This is a genomic window from Clostridium sp. AM34-9AC (assembly GCF_003480225.1).
Taxonomy (GTDB): Bacteria; Bacillota; Clostridia; order Lachnospirales; family Lachnospiraceae; genus Acetatifactor; species Acetatifactor acetigignens.
This window is the reverse complement of the sequence record NZ_QUIU01000003.1, coordinates 208,181-226,660: the sequence shown is the minus strand read 5'-3', so window position 1 is coordinate 226,660 and position 18,480 is coordinate 208,181. Positions and strand designations below refer to the sequence as shown.

Genomic DNA, 18,480 nt, shown 5'->3' with positions numbered 1-18,480 from the left:
TTTGCAAACCGGTTATTTGTTACTTAACAGGAATGCTCCTTCAATGCTCTTTCTGATTTTCTGGATCGTCCTGTAGTAAAGTGCAGCCACCCCTTTGTAGGACAGCCCAAACTTTGCTCCCAGAGTCTCGAAATCTTCTTCCTCCAGCGTTCGAGCCAGAAATATCTGGCGTTCCCGTTCATTGAGTTTCTGCAACGCCTCCAGAAGCGCTCCATTCTCAATGACATCCATAAGCGGTAATCTGTCCAAGACCACTTCCTCTGAGCTGGGTTCAGACTCATAGACCACTTCCACAGTACTCTCTATACTGCTGCGCTTATAAAACTGGATCAAATAATCTTTTCTGCGGCGCTTGACCGCCGAAACTAAATATGCTGTAAACCTGAATTGCAGGTCATCTTCTGCCTGCCCATTGTTCCGTTGCCACATGGCTTTACCTCCAAAAGTCTCAAGAATTCCGATGGATTTCCTGAGCTTCTGGCGGTGACCTGCACCGGACAAAACCTGGCTGTGATAGAGAAAAACAGCCAGCTTTGTACCAATGGACAAAACCAGCTGTTCCTTGAATTGCTGCATCGAGCAGTTCAATAGATACCGTCCGAGCAGGCGGAGGTTTTTCCTTATGTGGAGAGAACTCCCTTGTCCTGCCTCGACGATGCACCCCTATTGAGAGCCGTTCATGAAAAGCCGTGTGTCCTGGAGTTATGAAAGCAATGAACTGCTCGATGTTGTGGAATCCTTTCTCCATAACATCGTTACTCCCTGTCCGCAGTTATGCGGACGGCACACAGGCGGCCTGCATCATCCCCTTTCTTTCGCGATATGGCAGCGCAACGCTGCCGCCCTGCTGATAATTGTTAAATTGTGAAATAATACTTTTTTCAAATGCTATTCCAGCTATTCTATTAAATTAAAACAAAAGGCGGCCTCCATCCTTATTGTCAGGATAAAGACCGCCTTCTTCTTCCGATTTTCATTGGGTATCGTACTGATCTCATACCCCCACCTCCGCTTATCGAATTTTCATTGATTTTTGGGATTACTGCCATAATTACAGTGTAACTGACAGTTTTCGGAAACTTTTGGAGTAGCGTTGGAATCACCTTCGAGAAAAGAGAAAATCGTTCGACATTATATGACAAAACAGGCTCCAAAACGGTCACACCTCTTTCCTGTTTTGGAGCTGTTCCTTTATTTTTTCCATAAAATTGCATCTTCCGTCGTTACCTGTGCCGTATCTGGATGGATATAAATGATTTGGAGTCCTTTCTTTTTTGCATAGTTGACAGTCTGCTGGGTTCCAGACCGCATATTGTGTGTATTGTCATAGACAGCCACCATATATCCGGCCTGCTCCACCATATAGTAATTGCGTTTCTTATAATTGTCACTTGATGGCATTTCACCCAAGATTAAGACCTTCGCAGCATATTTGCGAATAAACCCCATCCTCTTTCGATGCCAGTCATCCCAGCCTGCATCATAACCCTCAAAAGGGAGAGCCAGACACAATTCCACATCTTGATACATTGTCTGTTCTTTCATTCGCAGCAGGATCTCTGCTGCCCACATATCAGCTCCCATTGCTCCCCCAACCCAAAAGCATCGTACTCCCTGATTATAAAGCCGTATAAGCTGCTCCTGCAGACATTTTTTGATCCGCTGACAACGCTTGTCCTTTTCGTTATATTTGAACTTAAAACGGGTCGGTCTGTGGCCTGTAATCACACACGAAAAACTGTTCATATGGTTCTCCTTTCCCAGCATACTTCTTTGTCTATTATACTTGCCATAGACGAGATAAATCAACCATGACCGCTTAATAATCCATGTCATAGAGGATAAAATGTAACTATAGCATGGAGGTGACGCATGGATAATCTACTGAAAGATATGGGCAAACGGATCTTCGACCGGAGGAAACAACTGAATATGACCCAGGAAACTCTGGCAGAGTTGGCTCATGTCACACCACAGACCATCTCCACCGCAGAACTGGGTCAAAAGGCTATGAGACCTGAAACGATCCTTAAAGTCTGTGATGCACTCAACATCAGCACCGAGTATTTGTTGCGAGGCGTCATCACAGAAACAGATTCCTCCCTTCTTATGGAGAAGATTTCCACACTAACACCCAAACAATACAGGCATTTTGAAGATATTTTAGACAGTTTTATCGCGGCCATACAGGAAGAGGCATAGGAGCATCACTGGCTCCCATGCCTCTTTTGATTATCCCCGGCTGCGGAACGCAGATAAAGTACTGGCAATCAGGCTGCGTGTCCTATCGTCCATTTCCGGATCATCGTCCACTTCCTGTGCAGTCGAAAGCATCACAGGCGCTGCAGGCTTCTCCACCAATCTGGCTGTAGGAATCTGCTCTTCTGCTTTTTCCTGTCCCATACCTTCCTGCCGCAAAATCTCTTTGACGATAGCCACCACCGCTTCTTTGCTGATGATTGAAGCATTTAGCGGCTGCGGCTCTTGCCCAAAGTGCTCATTATAGTAGACCACTGCATTTGCCACATACTGTGCTTTTGTACGTGGACTCTGCAGCTCCAGTAATCCAATGGCAGTCTCGTGTATGGGATCTCCCTCATTGAATCGCAGCGTAAACCGCCCTCGTTCTTTTTTCTCGCCCATACCATCACCTGCCTGCTGTTTCAATCCGGTACAGATACTCATAGCCATCCGCATTTGCATTGATTTTCGGTACGAAGAATGGTGTTCCCACCTTGCCCGAAGTTTCGATCTGTCGCTTCAAAAGAATGGCGCCACCGCCTACAAATACTACCTTGCAGTATTGCAAATCCAACATCCTCTCTCGCAGCGTGCTGAACAGATCATTGATAAATTCCTGTGCCATCTGCTCTGTCAGCCGTATAGCTGCGTCTGGATATTGGGTCTTCTTCCCCATCAGGATAGCGTCCACATCTCCTTCATCCAACAGCAGGTCCAGCTCCGAATTCACCTTGGAACGCACCTTATTGTACAACAGGATCACACCATTTTCTAACGAATCGCAGGAGGTAAGGTCAATCTCTCCGTTTTTCATCAGCAGATAGTCGGCAGTAAACCCGCCAATATCCAAGATTACCGCTTTGGGCTCCTCCACAAGCGTGTGAAGCATGGTGGCCGCTGCTGCGTAAGCCTGGGGAAAGCAGGCCACATCTTCAATATAGATGGAGTACGGCTTGCCCTGCACCTCAAATTCTACCATTCCCCGCTGCCCAAAGTATTGTGTAAACCGCTCCACCTGGGCGCCAAAGTGTGCCGGCGGCAACCCTACCGCCAGTTGGATACGCTGCACCTCTGAGGAATATGCCCCCCTCGCTTCAATCTCACCAGCCAAAGCAAATAGGGTCAGGATAAAGAAGCGATCATCCTCCGTTTTATCTTTCCGATAAGGAATCCGCTCAGTAGACAGCGTATAGTAGGTATTCTGATACCTCAGTACATTCTGTCCAAAGGGACGGGTGACACTCTGCTTCAGACCGGACACAAAGGGGTTGCAATGAACCGTTTTAATTTGTTTGTTGCCATGATCAACGCCAATAAGCATATGTAATGCCTCCTTTTTACTTTATACATATCCTTTACGCCTATATGACGCCTATTCTCAACAATCACACACTATTTTTATGAAAACAAAAAGCAGGAGACCCATCATAAGGGTTTCCCGCTTTGGACTGCTTCATAATATCGCAGCTAATATATATTTGATTGTTCTATTCTGCCATACCCTGCGGAACTTCAAATTTGTATCCGCTCCCCAAAACAGTACGGATATAACCCGCTTTCGGCATATCCGGAGTCAGTTTTCTGCGGATCTGACCAATGACGCTGGCAACGGCTGTTCCGCAGTTTTCACCATCCTCACCCCACACTTCTTCATAGATCTGCCCGGCAGAAAATACCCAGGATGGGTGGTTTGCTAAGTATACCAATGTCGCAAATTCCCGATGGGTCATAGAAATCAACTCGCCGTTTCGGTGTACAGTTCTCTCCTTCAGGCGAAGCTCCAATCCCGGAAAAACAAGAGTATTACAAGGGTGAGATGACACAATATGGTCAAATCCCGGCTCGGCTGCAATAATCTCCATAATTCTGCTAAGTATATATTCTTCATGGTCTGTTACCGACAATACAAAGATTTTTCCCATATGTCCCTCCCTTATTCATAATTAGAATGCTGATACCCTGCAACCAATATAAAGTTTACTTGTTTATTTCAGTAATAACGACTGTTCCGTTTTTATCCAGCAAAGGGGTAATCCCCGTATCATGGACAAGGTAGTTTACACCTGTTTCGGTGTCTACAACAATACTCAAGGAAGTTCCCTGTGTATAGATTGTTTCAAAGCGCTTTTCTTTGTTTGCCATAGTAATCCACTCCTTTGCATGGTGTAAGGTATCAGCATTTCTAATTTATTACTCTATGATAAAGGCCAAATGTTGCAGAAATCTCCTAACCTCTTTCTTTTTCGGCAAGAAAACAGGCGGAATTGCTTCATTTTTGTAGCAATTCAATTTTTATCTCATTTCCGGTCGAAGAATAACCCGTTTGAATAAGAACATTGTTGCACCAAAATAGGTCAGGTAGATTGCACAGAATAGCAGGATCGTCACCAGACCATAAAGAGGTACAAGTCCCTGCTGCAAGATTGCCTCTCCGAAAAAGAACTGTGCCCCTGTGATCAGTAAAACCGTCAGCAAAAGAGGGAATAGCAGTGGGATCAAAAAGACTGTGGACAGTTCCCTGCGGATCAGGGAAGCCTGCCTGTGGCTCGGTACACCCAAACGGTCAATGACTGCATAATTCTTCTGGTTTTTGTCTATGGCAGAAAGCTGCTCAAATGCAAGAACCGAGCAGGATAGAATGATGAAAATAATGCTTAAATACAATCCGCAGAACGAAATAGCTGTAAATCCCGTCAGCGAATTGGCAACGCCCCACGCCTTTACTGTAACACCCATCGTTACTTTTTCCGGAAGCTGTTGACCGGACTGCAATTCCGGCTGCCATTTCCCACTGTTCAGGAATTGCTTCAAGTCGCTTTTCAATTCCGGGTATCCGCCATCTTCCAGTTTCATCGCCAGACGGATTTTTTCTCCGACGAATTGTGAAGCTGCTTCATCCGGCAGAACAAGTACATATCCCTTCGTTCCGGCCATTTGATACTGCTCCATCGGCTCCGTCAGGATCGGCGTTTCCGCAGCAGACAAGGTCCGACCATTGAATGTGATCTCCGGCTGCTGCGCCAAGCCCTGTCGGATTCCGTCCATATAGTTCCATGTATCGCAATGAACCAAAAATTCGTTGTTGCTCATGGAAACAGGAGAAAGCCCCAGGATTTCACGCAAATGGTTATAGTCGGACAAGGACAAGGCTTCGATCGGTTTTTCAGGAACCGCATACAGATAATAACTCACAGAATCCTCGACTCCACAATGCTCCTCTGTAAAGGAAACGATGGAATCCATGTTGGATTTTTCCAAAGGTGCATCAATCGCCACGCCTGCATCATAGGGATAATAGGCTTTCATGTTGGCTTTGTAGCCTGCTCCCATGGTAAGCCCCACAAACATGGTTGCCAGAGATATGGTTAAAAGAATCGCCACCACAGCCATTGTCCGGCCAGCAGAATGGATGCGCCGCCCAATCTGCCCCAGGAAGAACAGATTTTCTTCTTTGTACTTATGGCGCAGATTTTGTTTTGCAAATCGGTGCAGCAAAAGCGGAATCTGGCGATGCAGCTCGTAAACCCCCACCAGAATGAGCAGGCAGGCTCCGCCAAGGTACAAAAATGCTTCATTGGTTTGTGTCTGAAGCATCCGCCCAAGCAAAATCACGCCTGCAACCATTGCGGCTATTGAAAGCAATACTACCAGAAGACTACGACTGCATGATTTAAAACGGTATTCTTCATTCTTGCGGTTATCATACAGCAAATCGATTACTTTCTGATGCCGGATAATCTTTGCTGCTCGGAGCATCCCAAAACCATACATCAAGGCAAAAAACAAAAATGTTACTGCCCATGCCTGGAGAGAAAAGGAAACCTGATAGGTATGCGGCACCTCAAAGATATTTTTTACCACCTGATTCAGCAAACCGGAAAGCCCTGTGCCAACCAAAGAACCAAGCAGAAAGGCTCCTGTACCGATGATACTGCTTTCAGCAAGGAACAAATTCCGTACTGTCTTTGCTTCCATGCCAATCAGTTCGTAGGTTGCAAACTCCTTCCAGCATAAAGCGGATCGCATAACCGATCACAAACGAGGACAGAAAAGCAACCAGAGCTGACATAAGCAAAATTCCAGTAGTCAGCATCGACATATTTTCTGCCATAGCAAGAACATCTGATGAAAAGCCCAATGCCAAAAATGAGTACATCAATGCCGCAGTCAAGGTAAGCGTCACAAAGTAAATGATATAATCCCGCAGGCTTCTGCAGATATTTTGAATTGCTAACTTCCAGTACATATCTTCCTCCCATCACCTTACACTATCGGAGTTGCTGCGAATTGAACGCTGGAACAGCAGCCATGTACTGAGAAAATAGCAACTCAGCAGCAAAGCGAAAATCCCGACAATGATACCTATTTGCCGCATCAAGGCTCCGCAGCCAATATAAGCTGAGATTTCAGCAGAAACACTTTGAAGAAAATAGCCAATCACAATCATTGCTAAAACGATTGCCGCTGTGATCGGCATTCCAAACCAAACACCAAGCTGTTTTAGAACCAAAGTATGCAGGTCCTTCTCTTCCACTCCCATTTTTCGCAGAACCGAAAATCTGTAGTTGTTTTTTTCTGCATCTAGGAGCTGCTGAAGAGCCAGCACGGTAAGACACATCACCATCAGCACAATTGCACCATAGATCAAGGACGCTTTTAGGATAAAGTTAAGGGCGATTATACGGTTCAATTCCGTAGTATGGACAGTTGTACTGTATCCTGCCAGATTGTCTTTATCAGGATCTTCTGGATAAGAACGCCCAAGAAGCTGTTCCAGCATTTCTGCCGTTTTGAAGGGAAGCGGATATTGGGTCATCACAAATCGGTTGCTCTGTACCGGAAGCAAGACTTGCGCTATCTCGTCAGGTATGATATACACCACATCTGTATAAAGATTATAGATAGATTCCCCCACAGGCTCCTGAAACACGGCGTTCTCACTGAGTTTCAGGGTGCCTGCGTCAGTTTCCAGTAAGGTATGCTTAGCGATGTAGTTTTCAATATCCTTGTCCTCTGCCGCACGATGCCAGTGGGTAGCAAATTCATCCGTTTGTAAGGTAATAGGTTCATATCCCAACATTTTCCGAACAGCGTTATAATCCTTCAGTGCAATTGCCAAGGGAGGAAAATCGTACTTTACCCGCTGGTGAAAGTCGCTTTTTTGGGGAAGATATTCCGAAAAAGTCAAATCGTCCTTTATCGCTATGTTGTTTTGTTCTATAAACGCAGTAATTTCCCCATAGTCTGTATCCGGAAGATTTTCCACTTCATAAACATCGTTGTAGCGGCTTGAAATTTGAATATCATAGACTGCCCGACTATCCAAATAGCCCAGACTCCATCCTGTCAAAACTGGCGCAATGACAAACAAGCAGATAGAAAAAGTCAGGGTCACACAAATTATCGTCATCGTTTTCGTATTGGTAGCCAGCTTAGAGGAAAGCTGTCCAAACAGAAATAAACTCGTATTGTGATATTTGCGGGACACTTTAGACTCCTTCCAGTATAGGAGCGCCGCATTCGATAAATAAATGACTGCGGAAATGATAAACAAAATATCCGCAACCCCAAACAGCAAATATTGATTCAGAGTTGGGGCGTCAAATCCAAGGAAGTAGGCTTTTTCCAGTTCTGCGATGGAAAAAATCGGGATAGCGGTCAATACAGCACCAGCCAGAAGCCCACAAAGATATCGGGAAAATCCTATTTTTCTGTGTAAAACAGCACCTGCGATTGCCCAAAGCAGCGTCAGTGCAGGGAAAAGGACATTCCCCCAATACATGAGCTTTACAGGAAGCGGATGTCTGGGATCGAAGTAAAAATGATATTTTACAGCACCTACCTCCAGCATCCACAGCAGCATAATGCCATAGAAAATACAGATCATCGGCATCCATCTGCTTTTATGAAGCGGTTTTTCATTCTGACGGTTTGCCGTCATAAGTTCAATAATCCTGCTTTTGTTGAGAATTCTGACATTCCCGACTCCAACCAGAATCTGACAAACAACAAAGAAGCCCACGGTCAGCAGCACAGTATCTGGAAAAAAAGACCAAGAAAAAGCGTAGGGTTCCCCAAAAGAAGCAAGCAGCATAGCCGTAATGACCTGAGAAACGATCATCCCCAGAAGGATTCCCACCGACACAGAGAATATGAGCAGGAAAAAAGTCTCTCCAAAAAAGAGCAGTCCTATGGTTTTTTGCTCCATTCCCAAGGTTGCCTCAACTGCAAACTCCGATTGTTTTTTTCTCAGCATGAAACGATTGACATAGTGGATCAGGAACAAAAGAAGCAGACTAATCCCGCAAATTGCCAGTTTCATACCTCCAGCCAGCAGGGAAATATTATATTCCGCACCAATGGTCGGATGATAATGGGTGCTGCTGATAGATAAAAACGCATAGAACAGGGTGACACAGAGTGTCATGGTCACAATATAAATCAAATAGTCCTTCACAGACCGCTTTGCATTTTTGAAAATGAGTTTAGCGTACATCACTCATGCCCCCTCCCATCATGGTGAGGACATCCAGGATTTTTTCAAAGAAAGTCCTGCGGGAATCACCACCCTTACGGATTTCCGTAAAGATCGCCCCGTCCCTCATAAAGAGAATACGATTGGCATAGCTTGCCGAGAAAGCGTCGTGTGTCACCATCAGGATTGTGGCTCCGAGATCTTCGTTGATACTCTGGATCGTAGAAAGCAGCATCTGGGACGAATGACTATCTAATGCGCCGGTAGGCTCGTCCGCCAAAATCAGCTTAGGCTGATTGATAATGGCTCTGGCACAGGCGCACCGCTGCTTCTGGCCGCCGGACACCTGATATGGGTACTTATCCAGAATATCCATGATATTCAGCTTTCCGGCCATTTCCCGCACCCGTCCATCAATCTCGCCTGCTGGAACCTTGTTGATGGTCAGCGCCAGGGCTATGTTTTCCGAAATGGTCAGCGTGTCCAGCAGGTTAAAATCCTGGAACACAAATCCAAGATTTTCCCGGCGAAACCGGGCAATCTGTTTTTCATTGATTTCCGTCACATCGGTTCCATCCAGATAGATATGTCCCGCACTGACGGTATCAATGGTGGAAATACAGTTGAGCAGGGTGGTCTTGCCGGAACCGGATGCTCCCATGATTCCTACAAATTCCCCCTCCTGAACGGAAAAGCTGATGTCCTGAATTGCTTTTGTAACATTCCCACTATTTCCGTAATATTTTTGGATATGATCCAGTTTCAAAATTTCTTTCATTGTTATCACCTCTGATCTCTATTGTAAAATAAGAGCGGCTTCGTTTGTATCAAGTTTTCTTACAAAGTTCTAACAAAAATGTAAGAAGTGCAGAACGGTTCTCAGCTCTGCACTTCATGAATCAAACAGTTAATATGAAAAGAAAGGGAAATTGCTGTGCCATGTTCCGACGACTCCGCCGTAATGCCAATGCCCAGCTTTTCACAAAGCCGTTTGCATAGGTACAGGCCAATGCCTGTGGACTGCTGGACCATACGACCATTCTGACCGGTAAATCCCTTTTCAAAGATACGGGGCAGATCGGACGCAGCAATCCCAATTCCATCGTCCTCCACGACAAGAACAACCTGATCCTGCCGTTTATGAGTAGAAATGTGGAGAACCGGCTGTTCCGTACGATACTTGACCGCATTGGCAATCAGTTGGTTCAGAATAAAGCGCACCCACTTTTCATCTGAATAAACCGTGTCCTGCATTTCCTCCACCTCCAGACGCATACCACTTTGGAGCAGCAGATATTTATTATCTGCAATCGCCTGATGCACCACTTGGGACAGTGCCATTTCCCGGACAGAATAATCTTTCTCTGTATGCTCACTGCGGGCATAATAAAGAGCCTGTTCGGTAAAGCGATTGGTCTTTTCCAGTTCCAGCAGAAGTTCTTTTGTCCAGTCCATCCGATGGTTTTCACATAGAAGTTTCATGGCAGTAATGGGCGTTTTGATTTCGTGAATCCATTGTTCAATGTATTCCTTGTACTCCAGGCGTTCCCGCTCGACCTCCCCGATCTGCTCCAACATGGATTTTCCAGCCATTTTCAAAAGCTGATAGTAAACCTGATCCTCAGCCTGCTCCGGCAGCTCCATCACTTCGGAAATAAGGTATCTCTCAGAGAGCTGCTCTGCCATATCCAGAAGTTTTTTCATCTGCCGCTTTCGTTTCCAGTAAGTGAGGACAAGTCCCATCAGCAAAACCAATGCCCATACAATCAGGATCAATACTACTGCGGAAACCGAATTGCCGCACACCAGCAAAAATACAGTGAGTGCAGCCATACAAACAAGGTTCGTCAGCAGAAATGGCAGCCTGTTTTTCCAATATCGTCTGCTGTTCATATCGTGTACCCCTGTCGGTGCTTTGTCTTGATAAAATCCGTCAGACCGATGCCCGCCAGTTTTTCCCGGATGCGGTTGATATTGACGCTCAAAGCATTGTCATCCACATATAGCTGATTGTCCCACAAATACTCAATCATATCTCCACGAGAACAGATTTTCCCTCCGTTCTTGAACAGGTAATAGAGAATTTTCAATTCGTTCTTAGTAAGTTCTACGCTCTGTCCATGATAGTCCAAACTGCTGGATTCCAGATGCAGCACCGCATCTCCATAGGCGATCTGTTCCCGTTGCTGTGCGGGATAGGCTTTCTTCAGCAGAGAAGCAATTTTCGCAAGCAGGATTGCTGTGTTATAGGGCTTCGTGATAAAAGCGTCTCCGCCCAGCATGATGCTATTCAGTTCATCCATATCCGTGTTGCAGCTTGTCACAAAAATAATCGGCACCTCGGAAAATGTGCGAACCTCGGTGCAGAGAGAAAAGCCATTGGTTCCCGGTAGCTTGATGTCCATTAAAATCAAGTGTGGCTGTTCGGCTTTGATCCGATTAATCACATCAGAAAAATCTTCCGGAGCCGCCGCTTCATAGCCATTGCTTTGCAGCAGCGTTTTCAATTCATTCCGTATCAACGGATCATCTTCTATTATCAATATTTTTTCTTTCATATCAGCCTCCGTGAAAAAATAATATTCTATGATATAGTCGCTCATGCTCCCATTGACATTTGCATCAGGCGAATATAAAAATGCAGCCTTAATGCGTTAGGAACCTTATCCCTCAACAAATGAAAAATGGTAAACTTATATTTCTTCAACATCAATGACATGATATCCTTTTTGTTTTAATGCCTTTGCAAACAAACCCATTCCAGAAACTAACTTTCCAGTGAAGCTACCATCATATATCTGATTAACACCACAGGTAGGGCTTCTGGATTGTAATATAACTAAATCAATCTCTTCATTCTGAATTTTCGATAATGCAACTGCCACTGCCTTATTATATTCTAAACTAACATCATTTCCGTTTTCATCAACTACTCTCCCATTCACAATTTCTGCGCAGGGTCTGGGAGTTTCCATTCCTGCTAATACTTCCGGGCAGATAGAAATCACTTCTTTATCTTTTAAAAAATGGATAGCTGCTGAATTTTTGTTGTTTTTCCCATTATATTTACAGTTCTCTCCCATAATACAGGCACTGACCAATACTTTCATATTTGTCACCTCAAAGCCCAATGGCTTGCTCGAACAGTCCACAATAAAGTCCTTTAACGAATAGTCGAGATTACCAGTCTGTCAACGCACCATAGACGACAGTTCAAAAGCAAACTATGTGTTAAAGCAAACTACCCTTTAACCCTTTTTTGAAAACCAGTACAGCTCTTTCGGTTCCCCAAAAAGACATCGTAACAAGTCGATAGCTTTCCTTTTCCATTTCTTCTATTTTTGCATTGATTTTCTCTGTTACATTTTCCACGGTAATTCCTTCTACTAATTCTGTCCGATACATCATATTTTACCTCCATAAGCACTCAATTCAAAACCAATTCGCTTTTTCTGCTTTGAATTGAGGGGTATCGCCTTCCTGGTATGGATTATAGGTATTGCGATTACACCCAAATTCTTTTAATGCCTTTATTTTATTATCCTCTGTCCATTCAACCAGCGAGATTCCATCAAATTCCTCTATACTTCCATTGTTCATTTCATTTTTGAAATACCACTCCACAATCGTTTGATCTCCCTTATGAAAAAATTGCTTGATTTCCCAAATGACCACCTTGCCACGGGTATTCCATTCCTGAAACCAATGCTTTACTGTTTTTCGGTTGTTATACTGGGGACTCCAGCTTTCTGTATAGATTACATCTTCTGTAAAAATATCATCAATGCCCATATCCTGCTGATTGAGCCACATATCAAACCATAATCGGATTGTTTTTTCTCGTTCATTCATGATATAAACACCTCACCATTCTTTTGTCTTACCTTCGCGTTTGTTCTGCATAACCTGGGTTTGATATACGAGAACAGGAATCAGAGAAACCAGGGCAAGCACACCAAAAACTACCGAACATTTTGCAACCGCAAATATTGCGAACATGAGCAATATCAGCAACCACGGATTACGCAGATTTCTGTAATAGTTTTCCTTGTCCTCATAAGAAGTATGAAGTTCAAACGGCTTACCGTCATTATCTTTTTCTACGATCAACAGTTCCCGATTAAAGGTGGTGGCATTTGTTGCTATGCGTCCGCCTTTTTCAGCCCATGGCCGTAGGCGTACTTTACCAACAGAGTAGTTCAGGTTGATGTTTTTATAAAATACTTTGTAACCCATCCCCTCTAAAAACTCATGATAATCGGATGCGTTGGCCTTCGATTTTTGCCCGATAAACTCCACGCAGTATTTTACCTGATCCGGTTTACACTCCTCAAATTCATACAACATTTTTTCCGCCCGAATCAGACGATAGCCCTTTTCAGACATTTTATTCAGCCAATGTTCCTGGGCAGTCAACAAACCGCCAAAGAAACGATAATACTTTTTGCTCATACCGCACCTCCAATAATTCCATTAGCCACGCCTACAAGTTCATTGAGCCTTATCAGCTCCTTTTCTGCAATTTCTTTTCCTTGCGTTGTAATGAGATATTCTTTTTTCCGTCCCGCACTATCTCCAAAAGGTGCAATCCAGCCTTTTTCCTGCAACGAGTTCAACGCACCATATAAAGTACCTGCCCCCAGCGTGAGCCGCCCTTTTGTATTGTCTTCAATAAATTGCATAACAGCATATCCATGTTTCGGGGTATAAAGGGAGAGCAAAATAAAGAATGTCACCTCTGTGAGCGCACCGCCTTTCGCATTGTCTCGCATAACACCTGCCTCCTTATTACGGTTACTGTAATAAATATATCACTAACCGTAATAGAAGTCAATAATGATCCAAAATATAACAGCAAACTTAAAAAGCGGGGCAGCACACGCCGCCCCGCCGATCCTATATGCTTATTCCATCGCTCGCATTTCTTCCACAAGCGATTGATTTTTCTGCCTGCGCATTGTCCAGAAGGACAGGATGACCTCCAGGCCAAACAGCACCAGAACGAACAGCCCCATTTGCAGGAAGGGGAAGGAATATGGCATGATCGCTCCATGGAAAGTCATTTCGCTGAATTTTCGAGCAGCTATCATTGCAATCGGGAGGCCGACTGCCAGAGTTGCCAGCGCAGCAGAAAACGCATAGCAAATTCCCTCATAGATGGTCATTTGACAGAGCTGCTTTCTGGTCAGACCGATGGCGCGAAAGACGCTGTTTTCCCTCTTTCTGGACATCTGATTGGAGAGGGTGGTGTTGATGAGATTGACCACGCCAAAGAGGAACACCAGCCAGGACAGCGCCTGAAAACCTCCAAAAACGACCCTGTTTTCCATTTCCTCATAATCCTTATGTATCCCAATGGTATCCAAGTCAAGATCCGGATTGGAAGAAATGATCGCACTCAGACTGTTTTCAATCTGCTCCGCCTTTTGGGGATCGCTGACAATGCTCCAGGAATAATCAAAACAATCGATCATAGGCATTGCTTCCTGAAATAGCTCTTTGGTTGCAACAATGCAGGTGCTGTCCAATGCCAGAGGACCATGACCATTTTTAAGCCCATCGTTTATGAGCAGACCGGAAACAGTGACAGGAATCTCTTGATCCCCTATGGTAAGTTTGATAACTGACCCCACATCTACACCGATCATATCTTCTGCATAAGCCATATCAAGTGCAATACTATGGGAATCTTGAGGTAAAGTTCCGGACACAAGCGCCGCTTCCATTTGATCCCTGTTTCGGTCACTCAACAGATCACACATTCCGCCGGAAGAACTTTCCTCATTTTCAAACCGCACATGAACCGCCTGACGATTTTCTATCACATCTGTTACGCCATCCACGGCCAGCACCTCCTGCCGAAGCGCTTCATTCAAAGGATTTCCTTTTGACATCACCTCATATTCTGTTTTTTCAGAATGGATATAGATTTTATAATCCCCATCCGGAAAATACTGTCTTGCGATCCGCTCCGGCGAACGAACCAAAAGAATAGAAGCTGTCACCAAAAGGATCACCCCGCCCAGACTCAGGGAAGCCACGATACTGATCGTCTTTTTGCGGTCACGCCTGAAATTTGCAATTCCCATGGAGAGGGGATTTAACCGCATATTCTTCTTATGTGTGTGGGCCTTTCCGCTCTGATTGCCGGTAAAGCGGACTGCTTCAATCGGGGAGATACTGGCGGCAATCTTTACCGGTCTGCGGATCGCAATGGATACCATAAACCAGCCAAGCAGTGCAGTCAAAACAATCGCGGCTGCATAAAATAGCAGATTAAACCCACGGGGAAACAGTGCAAACCCGGCTGCACATCCCAGCAAAATACCGATACCAATGCCAGCCCATCCTAAGAAACGGCCTTCTTTTTTGACAATACGGCGGATCTGTTTTGGCGTTGTGCCGATGGTCCGCAGTTGTCCATAGCTTTGGATTTTATCATTGATAGAAATTCGGAAGATACTTTGTATCACAACATACCCTCCGATGATGACCAGAACTGCAATTCCGGCAACCAGCGCCAGCATACTGACATTCACAGGCTGCTTATAGAACTTCATATAGCTGAGGTTCATGATCGGCATTTCCAGCTGATATTCCTTGGCAATCTCCCTGCTGCGGGCAGTCAGCTCTGTTTCATCCATTTGCTGCTCATTCTTAAAATGCACATAGGCTCGATAATCAGCGGGGTCATAGCCGCTCCATCCTTTCAGGGCTTCTTTGGAAAGAAGGATGGAAGATCCATTTACCTCTTTTTCCTTATAGCCTTCCATAATGCCAGTCACCGTGTATTCTCCGTGAAAGCTCTCGCTGCTTAGCATAACCTTTTCGCCAATCCCGGCGTCTGCAGCATAGTTGGAAAGGAAATAACGGCTCACCACCACCTCATCCTCCTTTTGGGGCAGTCGGCCTTCCAGCAGCTTCATCTGGTCACGGGCAATATACATCGTTTCCTCATCACAATAGATATAGGAGGCATTGTATCCCTGCTCTGCAGGTTCCACAGCCAGCATATAATACTCTCCTACCCTTGAGAAGTCATCCAGCCCCTTCAGGGTGGACACATCTTCCTCAGTAATCCTGGTATAGACCGCCTCATAAGTATCCTCCACATGATTTTTCTCTATCTGCCGGGTAGACAAAGCCATCACAATCGAAAAACAGATCAGACAGGATGCCAGCGCAACGGCGATCACCACCATCAAATTCCGGCGTTTTTCGCTTTTCAAACTTTTTCTTGCCAGTTTCCTGACAATATTTCCTGTATCATTTTCAAATGGTACTGTCATTTTGATCATCTCCTTTAAGTCTTATATTTCTGCTGTCAGCAAAGCGGCGGCTTCACATCGGAAGCCGCCGCTTCTGGTTAGTCCATGGTCTTGATCCGCTCTACAAGGGAAAGCCGTTTAGAGTAACGGACAGCAACCACAGAGAAAATTCCGGTCACGACCAAAAGTGCCAGAACAAAAACAACCGTTTCCATCAAAGGGAATTGATAGGACAGTTCCCCAAAAATATTAAAGCTGCTGATCACATAGTCAAAAATCCAGCCCAGGATTCCGCCAATGCCAACTGACAAAAATACCGTAACCCCTGCGTACCACAGGCATTCTGCGATCAGCATACGGGAAACCTGCTTTCCGGTCATTCCCACAGACTGCAAAATCCCAAGCTCCTGCTGCCTTGCCAGCAGATTGGTCATCAGGGTGTTGACCAGATTTACCATGGAGAACACAAACAGGAACGCCAGCAGCAGATAAACACCGCGGGTCATCATCTTTAGCTGCGATTCCAGGGATGCCGCATGGTCTGCTCTGGAAAAGACCGTCAGCACCGGATTTTCCAGCAGGCTGAAAATAGACGCCCTGAGCGCATCCGAGTCCTCCGAGGTATGGACATTCCAAACGGCCTCCCTGTTCTCAATATCCGGGTAGAGTTGATCGGCCAGTTCTTCTGTAAGGGTAAACAGGCCCCATGCGCCGGTGCCTGATGTTACTGACGGTTTCGCAATCCCCATGACCGTTACTTCTATGGCCTTACCGTCCATGGATTCAAAGGTCAGCACATCCCCGACCGCAGGCGTATAGCCATAAAACATACTTAAAAGATGATCTTCCGAATCAGTCACGATCACACCGTTGTTTGCGGCAAGCTCCTCATAATCTACGCTGCCCTGTTCCAGATTTTCCTCCGGCAGCCATTGTTCCATCTGCTCTCTGTCAAATACAGGGAACTTTAATGCAACACTTTCCTGGGGGAATTTCACCGTTGCGGATGTTACTTCATGGCTGGTGATAGATTCCACACCATCTATGGCAAGAAGCTCCTGACGAAGTTCTTCTGTCAATGGATTTTCACGCGCGATGGCAGGCAATCCTTCCGCGCCTCCCGAATCCATCCAGCTGACCTCATAGTTGCAGTGATCTCCCATGGCTTCTATCGCCATCTTTTCGGGACTGATGGAGTTGAGTACCGTAGCGGCTGTTACCAGAAACACACCCGTCAATCCCAGAGATACCAGAGTGATGACCGTCTTTTTCCTGCTCCGCCTAAAGTTCATCTGTGCCATGGAGAACGGCGTAATGCGGTGGTTTTTCTGATCCTTCCGGTCTGTTGCCGTTTCATAACCACTGGAGCGGATCGCTTCGATTGGGGATACCCTCGCCGCCATGCGGACAGGCGCATGAATGGACAGAAATACCGTCAGGGCGCAGGCTGCTGCGGTCGCAGCCAGATAGGGCAGATTGCCCATCCAGCTCCAATGTGCCGGGAAAATAGCAAACCCGATAGCCCCTCCAACCAAAAGCCCCAGTGGGATACCGCAAAGAGATAACAGCAATCCCTCCCGCCGCACGATCCGCCGGATCTGTTTTGGTGTTGTGCCGATCACTTTCAGGCGTCCATATTCCCGCATTTTGCCCTTTACGGAAATGAAAAAGATACTGTAAATGACCACGGCACAGGCAACCAGCAAAAGGATTGCCACGGGAATGTAATATTTCATCACACCGGACTTAAAGCCCTGCATATCGAAATAGTTGGAACTGTAAAAAATCTGATCCTCTGAGACATCGTTGGCAGAAAGGAATGCTGCAATATCCGCCTTGAGCTGCTCCAGCTCCATACTATCAGCACCAGTATAACGAAGCCGAAATTCAAACAGCGGCTCTCCCTGCGCCATCTCCTCCACAAATGCTTCAGATACATAAAGCTGGAACATACGGGAGTCATTCTCCACATCCATGATACCGCTGACGGTATAGGTCTGCTTTCCGTTTCCAAGATTCACTTCTATGGTCTGCCCGACTTCTGCGGGGATTTCAAAATAATCAAGAAATGCCCGTTCTACCAGAATTTCATTGGCAGCCTGCGGAAGTGTCCCAGTAAAGGAAGGCTTCTTACCCAATTCCATCCAGTTGGCATCCGCATACTCCACAGTCAGAACGCTGTCACCATAGCGGGCAGAACCGTAATTCTGGGAAAGGCCCCAGCGTTCCACTTCCGGGCAGTCTTTCAGTCTTTCAATCGTATCACGGTCACAATTCACCACAACCGCCTGATACTGTCCCCGAATGTCCGCCTCCAGTTTTCTGTCACTTCCCGCTCCTGCACAAAAAATCGCTGCCATCAAAGCGGCTGCCAGAGCGATCGTTACGATCACAAACAGGTTGCGCCGCTTATCTGTCTGAATGCTTCGTGACGCCAATTTTTTAATGACCGGCCCTGTATCATTTTCAAAAGGCAATGTCATGTCTGCCACCTCC

General features: G+C 45.7%; 20 protein-coding genes. 1 reads left to right on the top strand and 19 read right to left on the bottom strand.

From position 1 onward, the window contains the following. Nucleotides 1–12: 12 nt before the first annotated feature. Together DW835_RS03245 and DW835_RS03240 are read right to left on the bottom strand one after the other, a co-directional pair. Nucleotides 13–576: a sigma-70 family RNA polymerase sigma factor gene (locus tag DW835_RS03245; RefSeq protein ID WP_118730677.1), complete on the bottom strand. Its 564-nt coding sequence runs from the start codon at nt 574–576 to the stop codon at nt 13–15. Between the two features lie 615 nt (nt 577–1,191). After that, nucleotides 1,192–1,746 carry an SLOG family protein gene (locus DW835_RS03240; RefSeq protein WP_243037023.1) on the bottom strand — a complete coding sequence of 185 codons (555 nt, stop codon included), beginning with the start codon at nt 1,744–1,746 and terminating at the stop codon, nt 1,192–1,194. 126 nt (nt 1,747–1,872) lie between these two features. Here DW835_RS03240 and DW835_RS03235 point away from each other — a divergent pair, with 126 nt between their 5' ends. After that, nucleotides 1,873–2,202 carry a helix-turn-helix transcriptional regulator gene (locus DW835_RS03235; protein WP_118638066.1) on the top strand — a complete coding sequence of 110 codons (330 nt, stop codon included), beginning with the start codon at nt 1,873–1,875 and terminating at the stop codon, nt 2,200–2,202. A gap of 30 nt (nt 2,203–2,232) precedes the next feature. Here the strand turns inward: DW835_RS03235 and DW835_RS03230 are convergent, their stop codons facing one another. The 17 genes from DW835_RS03230 to DW835_RS03160 all read right to left on the bottom strand — a co-directional run bounded on the left by DW835_RS03230 (nt 2,233) and on the right by DW835_RS03160 (nt 18,467). Next, complete coding sequence (locus DW835_RS03230; RefSeq protein ID WP_243037021.1) at nt 2,233–2,685, bottom strand: hypothetical protein; 453 nt, start codon at nt 2,683–2,685, stop codon at nt 2,233–2,235. After that, complete coding sequence (locus DW835_RS03225; RefSeq protein WP_118638070.1) at nt 2,648–3,562, bottom strand: ParM/StbA family protein; 915 nt, start codon at nt 3,560–3,562, stop codon at nt 2,648–2,650. Before DW835_RS03225 ends, DW835_RS03230 begins: the two co-directional genes overlap by 38 nt. A 166-nt stretch (nt 3,563–3,728) precedes the next feature. Beyond that, nucleotides 3,729–4,163: a winged helix-turn-helix domain-containing protein gene (locus DW835_RS03220; RefSeq protein ID WP_029465871.1), complete on the bottom strand. Its 435-nt coding sequence runs from the start codon at nt 4,161–4,163 to the stop codon at nt 3,729–3,731. Between the two features lie 55 nt (nt 4,164–4,218). Beyond that, a complete protein-coding gene (locus DW835_RS03215) occupies nt 4,219–4,383 on the bottom strand; it encodes a DUF6440 family protein (protein ID WP_117497604.1) in 165 nt (54 codons plus the stop codon). 150 nt (nt 4,384–4,533) lie between these two features. After that, nucleotides 4,534–6,216, bottom strand: coding sequence for an FtsX-like permease family protein (locus tag DW835_RS03210; RefSeq protein ID WP_243037020.1), 1,683 nt, complete (start codon nt 6,214–6,216; stop codon nt 4,534–4,536). Next, a complete protein-coding gene (locus DW835_RS18305; RefSeq protein WP_227595903.1) occupies nt 6,179–6,487 on the bottom strand; it encodes a hypothetical protein in 309 nt (102 codons plus the stop codon). Before DW835_RS18305 ends, DW835_RS03210 begins: the two co-directional genes overlap by 38 nt. Nucleotides 6,488–6,499: 12 nt before the next feature. Continuing rightward, on the bottom strand, nt 6,500–8,737 hold the full coding sequence (locus DW835_RS03205; protein WP_118730676.1) for an ABC transporter permease: 2,238 nt from the start codon (nt 8,735–8,737) through the stop codon (nt 6,500–6,502). Continuing rightward, complete coding sequence (locus tag DW835_RS03200; RefSeq protein ID WP_118668496.1) at nt 8,727–9,494, bottom strand: ABC transporter ATP-binding protein; 768 nt, start codon at nt 9,492–9,494, stop codon at nt 8,727–8,729. Before DW835_RS03200 ends, DW835_RS03205 begins: the two co-directional genes overlap by 11 nt. 101 nt (nt 9,495–9,595) lie before the next feature. Continuing rightward, nucleotides 9,596–10,609, bottom strand: coding sequence for a sensor histidine kinase (locus DW835_RS03195; protein ID WP_118730675.1), 1,014 nt, complete (start codon nt 10,607–10,609; stop codon nt 9,596–9,598). Next, the gene (locus DW835_RS03190) at nt 10,606–11,274 is read right to left on the bottom strand and encodes a response regulator transcription factor (RefSeq protein WP_118730683.1); all 669 of its coding nucleotides are present in this window, start codon (nt 11,272–11,274) and stop codon (nt 10,606–10,608) included. The genes DW835_RS03195 and DW835_RS03190 overlap by 4 nt, the downstream gene beginning before the upstream one ends. 135 nt (nt 11,275–11,409) lie before the next feature. Continuing rightward, a complete protein-coding gene (locus DW835_RS03185) occupies nt 11,410–11,826 on the bottom strand; it encodes a DUF523 domain-containing protein (protein ID WP_077138745.1) in 417 nt (138 codons plus the stop codon). A gap of 121 nt (nt 11,827–11,947) precedes the next feature. Beyond that, a complete protein-coding gene (locus tag DW835_RS17895) occupies nt 11,948–12,124 on the bottom strand; it encodes a hypothetical protein (protein ID WP_002578900.1) in 177 nt (58 codons plus the stop codon). 24 nt (nt 12,125–12,148) lie between these two features. Then, nucleotides 12,149–12,568 carry a nuclear transport factor 2 family protein gene (locus tag DW835_RS03180; RefSeq protein WP_004841005.1) on the bottom strand — a complete coding sequence of 140 codons (420 nt, stop codon included), beginning with the start codon at nt 12,566–12,568 and terminating at the stop codon, nt 12,149–12,151. A gap of 12 nt (nt 12,569–12,580) precedes the next feature. Next, nucleotides 12,581–13,168 carry a DUF2812 domain-containing protein gene (locus tag DW835_RS03175; RefSeq protein WP_002578898.1) on the bottom strand — a complete coding sequence of 196 codons (588 nt, stop codon included), beginning with the start codon at nt 13,166–13,168 and terminating at the stop codon, nt 12,581–12,583. Continuing rightward, nucleotides 13,165–13,488, bottom strand: a complete 324-nt coding sequence (locus DW835_RS03170; protein ID WP_002578897.1) for a PadR family transcriptional regulator — start codon at nt 13,486–13,488, stop codon at nt 13,165–13,167. Before DW835_RS03170 ends, DW835_RS03175 begins: the two co-directional genes overlap by 4 nt. 132 nt (nt 13,489–13,620) lie before the next feature. Further along, a complete protein-coding gene (locus DW835_RS03165) occupies nt 13,621–16,005 on the bottom strand; it encodes an FtsX-like permease family protein (RefSeq protein ID WP_118730674.1) in 2,385 nt (794 codons plus the stop codon). Between the two features lie 77 nt (nt 16,006–16,082). After that, entirely contained in the window at nt 16,083–18,467 is a 2,385-nt protein-coding gene (locus DW835_RS03160) for an ABC transporter permease (RefSeq protein ID WP_118730673.1), read from the bottom strand. Nucleotides 18,468–18,480: the final 13 nt, after the last annotated feature.

Coding starts and splice junctions, on each gene's coding strand:
- DW835_RS03175 (WP_002578898.1), bottom strand. CDS start 13,168: ATGAGCAAAAAGTATTATCGTTTCTTTGGCGGTTTGTTGACTGCCCAG.
- DW835_RS17895 (WP_002578900.1), bottom strand. CDS start 12,124: ATGATGTATCGGACAGAATTAGTAGAAGGAATTACCGTGGAAAATGTA.
- DW835_RS03190 (WP_118730683.1), bottom strand. CDS start 11,274: ATGAAAGAAAAAATATTGATAATAGAAGATGATCCGTTGATACGGAAT.
- DW835_RS03200 (WP_118668496.1), bottom strand. CDS start 9,494: ATGAAAGAAATTTTGAAACTGGATCATATCCAAAAATATTACGGAAAT.
- DW835_RS03220 (WP_029465871.1), bottom strand. CDS start 4,163: ATGGGAAAAATCTTTGTATTGTCGGTAACAGACCATGAAGAATATATA.
- DW835_RS03235 (WP_118638066.1), top strand. CDS start 1,873: ATGGATAATCTACTGAAAGATATGGGCAAACGGATCTTCGACCGGAGG.
- DW835_RS03215 (WP_117497604.1), bottom strand. CDS start 4,383: ATGGCAAACAAAGAAAAGCGCTTTGAAACAATCTATACACAGGGAACT.
- DW835_RS03225 (WP_118638070.1), bottom strand. CDS start 3,562: ATGCTTATTGGCGTTGATCATGGCAACAAACAAATTAAAACGGTTCAT.
- DW835_RS03185 (WP_077138745.1), bottom strand. CDS start 11,826: ATGAAAGTATTGGTCAGTGCCTGTATTATGGGAGAGAACTGTAAATAT.
- DW835_RS03170 (WP_002578897.1), bottom strand. CDS start 13,488: ATGCGAGACAATGCGAAAGGCGGTGCGCTCACAGAGGTGACATTCTTT.
- DW835_RS03210 (WP_243037020.1), bottom strand. CDS start 6,216: ATGGAAGCAAAGACAGTACGGAATTTGTTCCTTGCTGAAAGCAGTATC.
- DW835_RS03180 (WP_004841005.1), bottom strand. CDS start 12,568: ATGAATGAACGAGAAAAAACAATCCGATTATGGTTTGATATGTGGCTC.
- DW835_RS18305 (WP_227595903.1), bottom strand. CDS start 6,487: ATGTACTGGAAGTTAGCAATTCAAAATATCTGCAGAAGCCTGCGGGAT.
- DW835_RS03160 (WP_118730673.1), bottom strand. CDS start 18,467: ATGACATTGCCTTTTGAAAATGATACAGGGCCGGTCATTAAAAAATTG.
- DW835_RS03245 (WP_118730677.1), bottom strand. CDS start 576: ATGCAGCAATTCAAGGAACAGCTGGTTTTGTCCATTGGTACAAAGCTG.
- DW835_RS03205 (WP_118730676.1), bottom strand. CDS start 8,737: ATGTACGCTAAACTCATTTTCAAAAATGCAAAGCGGTCTGTGAAGGAC.
- DW835_RS03165 (WP_118730674.1), bottom strand. CDS start 16,005: ATGACAGTACCATTTGAAAATGATACAGGAAATATTGTCAGGAAACTG.
- DW835_RS03230 (WP_243037021.1), bottom strand. CDS start 2,685: ATGAGTATCTGTACCGGATTGAAACAGCAGGCAGGTGATGGTATGGGC.
- DW835_RS03195 (WP_118730675.1), bottom strand. CDS start 10,609: ATGAACAGCAGACGATATTGGAAAAACAGGCTGCCATTTCTGCTGACG.
- DW835_RS03240 (WP_243037023.1), bottom strand. CDS start 1,746: ATGAACAGTTTTTCGTGTGTGATTACAGGCCACAGACCGACCCGTTTT.